Below are 5,954 nucleotides of genomic sequence, written 5' to 3' on the forward strand. Positions count from 1 at the left end.
GAAAGAGCTCATTTGGTTTCGTATTTTTAAACTATAACTTTTAAAACGTTTTTAGTACCAAATCTAAAGTAGATAGTAATTCTACTGCCATGGCATTATTTGCCTCCATTTTTTTGTGGAAGCGAATAGTTCCATTCTTAAAGACTAGCCTGCAATCTATTCATTAAAAGGCTTTTGATTTATAAGATATGACGTTTTGAATTTCATGACCTTTATTTCCTACCTCGGTAAAAAATACCGTGGTTATAAAATCGATCTTGTCTTTAAATCCTTTTATGCAATCTTTATAAATTAAACCCATAAGCTTATAAAAGTTTTAAATGATTACCTTCTTATAGGATACTATAACAACTTTAGATTTTGCGCTCCCCAATTTTGAGGACTGCAAATCTTGTGTTTTTATCATACGATTAACAATCCAATCATTAAAACAAGATGTGATCTTTAAACGTATGTTATCGATAATTCCAAACAACTAATTTTTAAACAATGCGATTTTGAGTGATAAAAACATATCATAAAATTTATAAACTGTTGTGAATGATATCGGCTTTTCATTTCATTTGAATACACACATGCGTTATAATATTTGTATCATGATTTGCTTTTTATGGTCTATTCATACATGCCAATCTTATATAAAAAATGGTCAAATGAATCACGTATAAAAGTGTGGATTCTTAAGTGGATTCATATAAAATAATTACAAACAAACTATTGACTTTATTGTGTTTTTTGATATGATATAGAGCATCAACAAGGCTTCAAACACGGGACGCGTCACAAGATGTTGCGCTAACATCTCAATCGCTTCTTCTTGCTTTATCTCACTGTTTAAGTTGTTTTTTAATTCTTTATAAAACGCATCAAAGGCATGATAAGCTTCGCTTGTTTGATCAGAAAGCATAGTTTGAAGGCGTGTGATATGGTTTTGTGCAATCTCAGCAACATTGCCAGCCCAAATGCCCCAATAATCACTCATAGTAGATTTTTTAACAATCAGTGTTTTGAGAGCATTGGGAAACTCAACAAAAAAGGGCAATCTTCCTTGTCCTTCATATGTTTGGTGCGGTTCATGAGCTTGTGTCCCAATACGAAGTCCGGATTGTTCCGATTTTTCGTGGAGCGTGATTTCGTCAATAACCGTGGTGACATTCTCTAATTCGGTCTTTTTAGAAACTGTAACAATGTCGATGATAGAGCTTACGTCTTGTCCTAAGACCATCTGGTTAAGGGTTTTACTAAAATTCTCATCATGGGCAAGCAAAGCATTGAGAACTTGCCAGACAACACTGTATCTCTTATTGTTTTTTAATGCCTCTTCTGGTGAAACACCAGCAGGAATACCAACCGGCAAAATGATATAGCCCATCTTTTTGCCTTTTGCACGACGCATCACACGTCCCACTGCTTGTATCACATCCACTTGGCTTTTACGCGGGTGTAAAAACATAACCGCATCAAGGGAAGGAACATCAACACCTTCTGAAAGGCAGCGTACATTGGTTAATATACGGCAGACATTCTCACCCGCATCTTCTTTCAACCAATCAAGTTTTATCGTACGGTTTTTGGCACCAGATTTTCCATTAATATGATCTACTTGACAGTTAAGAGGGGGAATATTTTTATGGTTTTCATGAAGATTACGTAAATCTTTCTTAACTTCTTCATCGTTGAATGTTCTACATATGCGTTCAGAAGTATCAATATCTCTACAAAAAGCCAAAGCCCGGTGCATGGGTCTTGTATCATCCCCAAGATCAATTTTCAGATCCATTTTGGTAAGAGCTTGATAACAACCCATGATCTTTGTTCTATCATCAAGAATAAGTTCATAATTCTCATCTGTCATCAGATGCTGGATAGATTTACTCACTTCTCCTTCATCAACACCTAAAACGATAATCTTGTAAGGCGTTAAAAGTCCATTTTTTACAGCATGGGAGAAACTATAAGAATAAAGGATTTTTCCATAAAGCTCTTCATCATCCATAGAAGCCAGAACAGCATCAATCTCATTAGCTTGTTTTTTGGCATTATCACTAAAGATACGAGGGGTTGCTGTCATATACAGACGTTTCTTGCCCCGAATAAGGCTATTATTATGAACCTTGATAAACTCAGATTCACTCTTGTCTGTTCCTAACACAGCTCCAGTGGTACGGTGTGCTTCATCACAAATGATCAGATCAAATTCCGGTAAAGCATATTTCTTTTGCGCATCCGAAATCACTTGTATCGAATGGTAGGTAGCAAAGACCACAGTCATGGCATCAGGAGAAACCTTATTGGCTTTTTCTCCAAGCTTTTGAGAATCTGTTGTTGCTGGTAGAGCGAGATCCGAGACATCGAGTTCGGCAGCATCATCTTGGGCTTTACGACGCTTACCAACTTGTGTATCAGAACACACCGCAAAGGAACGCAAGGGTATTGCTGTATCTGCTGTCCATTCTCTTATTGTTTGTGACATTAAAGAAAGAGAGGGAACAAGGAATAAAACACGTTTACCTTGACCAGCAAGAGCTTCTGCTATCTTCAGACTGGTAAAGGTCTTTCCCGTTCCACACGCCATAATCAGCTTGCCGCGGTCTGCTTCTTGTAAACCGTCACAAACAGCTTTAAGCGCTTCTTGTTGATGATCTAAAAGCTTTTTCGGTTCTTTTTTCTTAAGAGTAGCTTCCCCTTTGCTTTCAAAGGTTGACCAATCTATTTGACTGTTTTCCAGATCGAAAAGATTAATCCGTTGAATGCGGACTCCTTGTCCTTCACAGGTGAGATCGGCATTGTTACTCCAATTACCTTCGGTGCTATCAACCAGAATACGGCGTGTGAAGATCTTTTTTCCCGAGGCAGCAATAAAGCTATCAATATCTTCCTTCTTGATCTGATGATTTGCACTATAAAACTTACATTGAATAGCGGCATATCCTTCTTCATCACGAATTTTAGCAACCAGATCAATGCCGATATCACGCCCATCTTCTCCATGCTCTTTTGCCCATTCACAATAGGTTTGAACCTTTTCATATTCTTGGCATTGTAGAGGGTCTTGCGTCAAATAAGCAATTACAAACTTTTCAAAAGAAGTTCCTCTATCGCGCGCATTTTCTGTATGATCACGGTAGGATTGTAACAGAGAGCGTAATGTCAGTGATTTGTTATGAGATTGAAGCATTTATAATAAAACCCCACCGCTTTATAAGCGTTGATCTATCGGTGTCAAAAAACTTTAAATAGAATCTGCTAGATCTATTTAAAACAAATAGCAATAATAAAATAAAAAAAAGGTGCTAAAGACCCACAACCTGCTTAAAAAGAAATTTTATTAAAGGCTACTTATCCACAGCCTATGACATGAGGTAAGATCAGCAAAATAGTGAAATTTGCTGTTCGTTTTATGGAAAAAAGACAAATTTGATATGTGCTTTTAAGATATCAGAATGTATGTTTTGATAGGCTTTTATTGCTTGCTTTGTAAGAAAGATAAAAAGCATATACCCCCCCCTATACCCCCAAAACCCCTACAAAACCTATGCTATAAGTTGAATTTACAGGTTGTAATGTTGATATAGATTGTTTTTTGAAAAGTTGATAAAAATTAACATATTGAAATATAATGACTTTTATTTTGATTTTTAAAATATATAAAGAGGGGAATAAAAAGCACCTCCAAAACCCCCAAAACCTCCAAAACCAATAGATGGGAAATGTTTTGAAGGTTTCATTTTATGAATACATAAGTTATATGTTTTATTGGAATTTAAAATTCATTCATTGAAATGTTTTATGACTTTTCACTAAGGGGTGCCATTCATAACGTATGGTAGGTCGACCGCCTTGGGAGTTATTCTCTCCAGAGATTTCACGAATATAGTTACAACGACATAAAAGCTCTAAAGCTTGCTTAACGGTTTGATTGTCTGTTAAACATTTCCAATCACGTTTATAAACATCCCGTGCAGTAAAAACATTAGGTAAATAATCACAGCGCTTGACAAGCAAGTTTGCACTTTCTGTTGCTAATGTATCATGCGCCGCATAAAGACGTTTGGCATGACTTAACAGATATTTTTCCCAATACAAGGCTCTCTCAAGAGCATTTCTATTGATTTCAAAACGACCCCCTTCGGTCAATTCAAAAATCAACGCAAGGGTTGGTATGGTTTTATCCATTTTCAAAAGATACGATTGTAAATTTGTAGAGAAATGACCACTATTTATTTTTTTCTGAAAATTTTCCCACCATACACGAAACATTTCTTGAGCTTCAGCAGAAAAGCGTATGGTTATCGGATGCTTTGGTGAGCCTAACGGTTTATCATAAAGAGAACGAAAGACCCCTTGATAGCTTTCCCATACCTTTTGATTGGGAGATCTATCCGTCCATAACCGCTTTTTTCGTTCGTCGGGCCATACAATCATTTGAAATCGTTGCATGAAACCATCATCATTTATTCCATGGCACATGGCTTGAATAATGGGAATAATGCGTGAGGGTTGAATGCCCCCAATAATGGAAATGGTTGCATTGGGAATATGAATGGTTCCACGTTCAATACGGTCATAGGTGTATGACGTATTGCCATTAAAAGCTGTTAGATAAAAGGCACGGTCTGTTTGGTATTCCTTTCTTTCCATATTAGCTAAAAACCCAGCCAATTCATCTCGTACCATCAAGAGACCACGGGGGTTTTCTTTTAAGAGTTCCCCAAGCTTTTCGACAGTCACATCGTTGACAATAAGACGTCGTTTATCAAGAGTGTTATCATCACTTTCTTTGTGTTCAATAGATTGTGAAAGAAGGGCAAGGGCTTGTTCCTCATCTTGATCTTTGAGTGCTTTATAGGCTTGTTTTTTCTTTTCTCGTTTATCTAATTCAATAAGAATATCTTTCTTTTCTTGCTGTTCTTTCTTCTTTAACCATTCTTGATGCCATTCCTCTTGAAAGGCATAGAGAGGAGTTAAAGCGGCTTGCATGGTAGGTGTTTTGAGTGTTGAAGGTTGCCCCACAAGAGCACCCCAGAGATTAGGAACAATTTTCCAATTATTATCATGTTTTTTGGGAGCGATACGCACGCCATTTCCAATGACAGCAGATAATCCACATAAAGCAGAAACAGCAACAAAATCGATAGAAGATTGTTGAATATCAGCAACGTCATAAACATAGTTTATTAATGGTGTTGGAAGCAGGAATATTTTAAAAGGCTCGACGGGTAAGAGAGCCGTAGCAATCGGTTGTAATTGCCCCCAACCATTTTGTTGCAAGGCTTGTTCATAAGAAATGGCTTTTAAACAAGTATTTTCGTTTAAAGAGACATTATCGTTATCATTGATGGGAGTATTTTCATTATTGTTTTGTAAATTACTATCTTTCATAGTTTCCCTCTTTTAAGAAAGTAATACGTTATTAAAATCGGTTCCTTTTGGAGCTTGCATCATAAAGACCTCAAAGCCTTGGCTATAAGCACGTGCAGCTAGGGTAAAACCTGCTTTACGACCCGCATCATCGCCGTCCATTGCAATGGTGAGACGTCCTTTTGTATGGGGTAAATTCACACGCATCATGCCACTGGTTGAAAGAGACGCCCATAAATCAACGGGCTCTGATAACAACCCAGACAAAAGAGCCAGACCGGTTTCAATGCCCTCACAAATGACCAGATGTTTGGGATTGCCTTGACTTAAATGCACAGCACCACCTGTTACAGATCCCAACATGGCTTTTGCTGGTTTCTGATCTGTTTTGCAGCCATTGTCTTTTAAAAAGGTTCTATGAATGGCAAAGGAACCAGCACCCTTAACAAGAGCCACTAACGCGGGCAGTGTACCCCCAGAGGGGTGTGGACATTTGTCGTAAAAGCGTAAATCAGTAGGCAAATCACATGTAATACCCCGCATACGTAAATAGGTTTCTGCTAAAGTATTTTTGATTGGTTGGCTTTGTTGCC

Annotated in this window: 3 protein-coding genes; all 3 read right to left on the bottom strand. The window is 37.4% G+C overall.

The features are described 5' to 3' along the window. Positions 1-703: 703 nt before the first annotated feature. Entirely contained in the window at positions 704-3,178 is a 2,475-nt protein-coding gene (locus ACFIQE_RS08390) for a DEAD/DEAH box helicase family protein (RefSeq protein WP_375707525.1), read from the bottom strand. Between the two features lie 596 nt (positions 3,179-3,774). Next, positions 3,775-5,382 (bottom strand): YfjI family protein, encoded by a 1,608-nt coding sequence (locus ACFIQE_RS08395; RefSeq protein ID WP_375707526.1) that lies wholly within the window; start codon positions 5,380-5,382, stop codon positions 3,775-3,777. A 12-nt stretch (positions 5,383-5,394) separates the two neighbouring features. After that, the coding region (locus tag ACFIQE_RS08400) for a toprim domain-containing protein (protein WP_375621892.1) at positions 5,395-5,954 on the bottom strand (560 nt) is incomplete at its 5' end.

Origin of the sequence: Bartonella sp. AA1HLJMS, from assembly GCF_042197445.1 — a bacterium.
Classification (GTDB): domain Bacteria; phylum Pseudomonadota; class Alphaproteobacteria; order Rhizobiales; family Rhizobiaceae; genus Bartonella.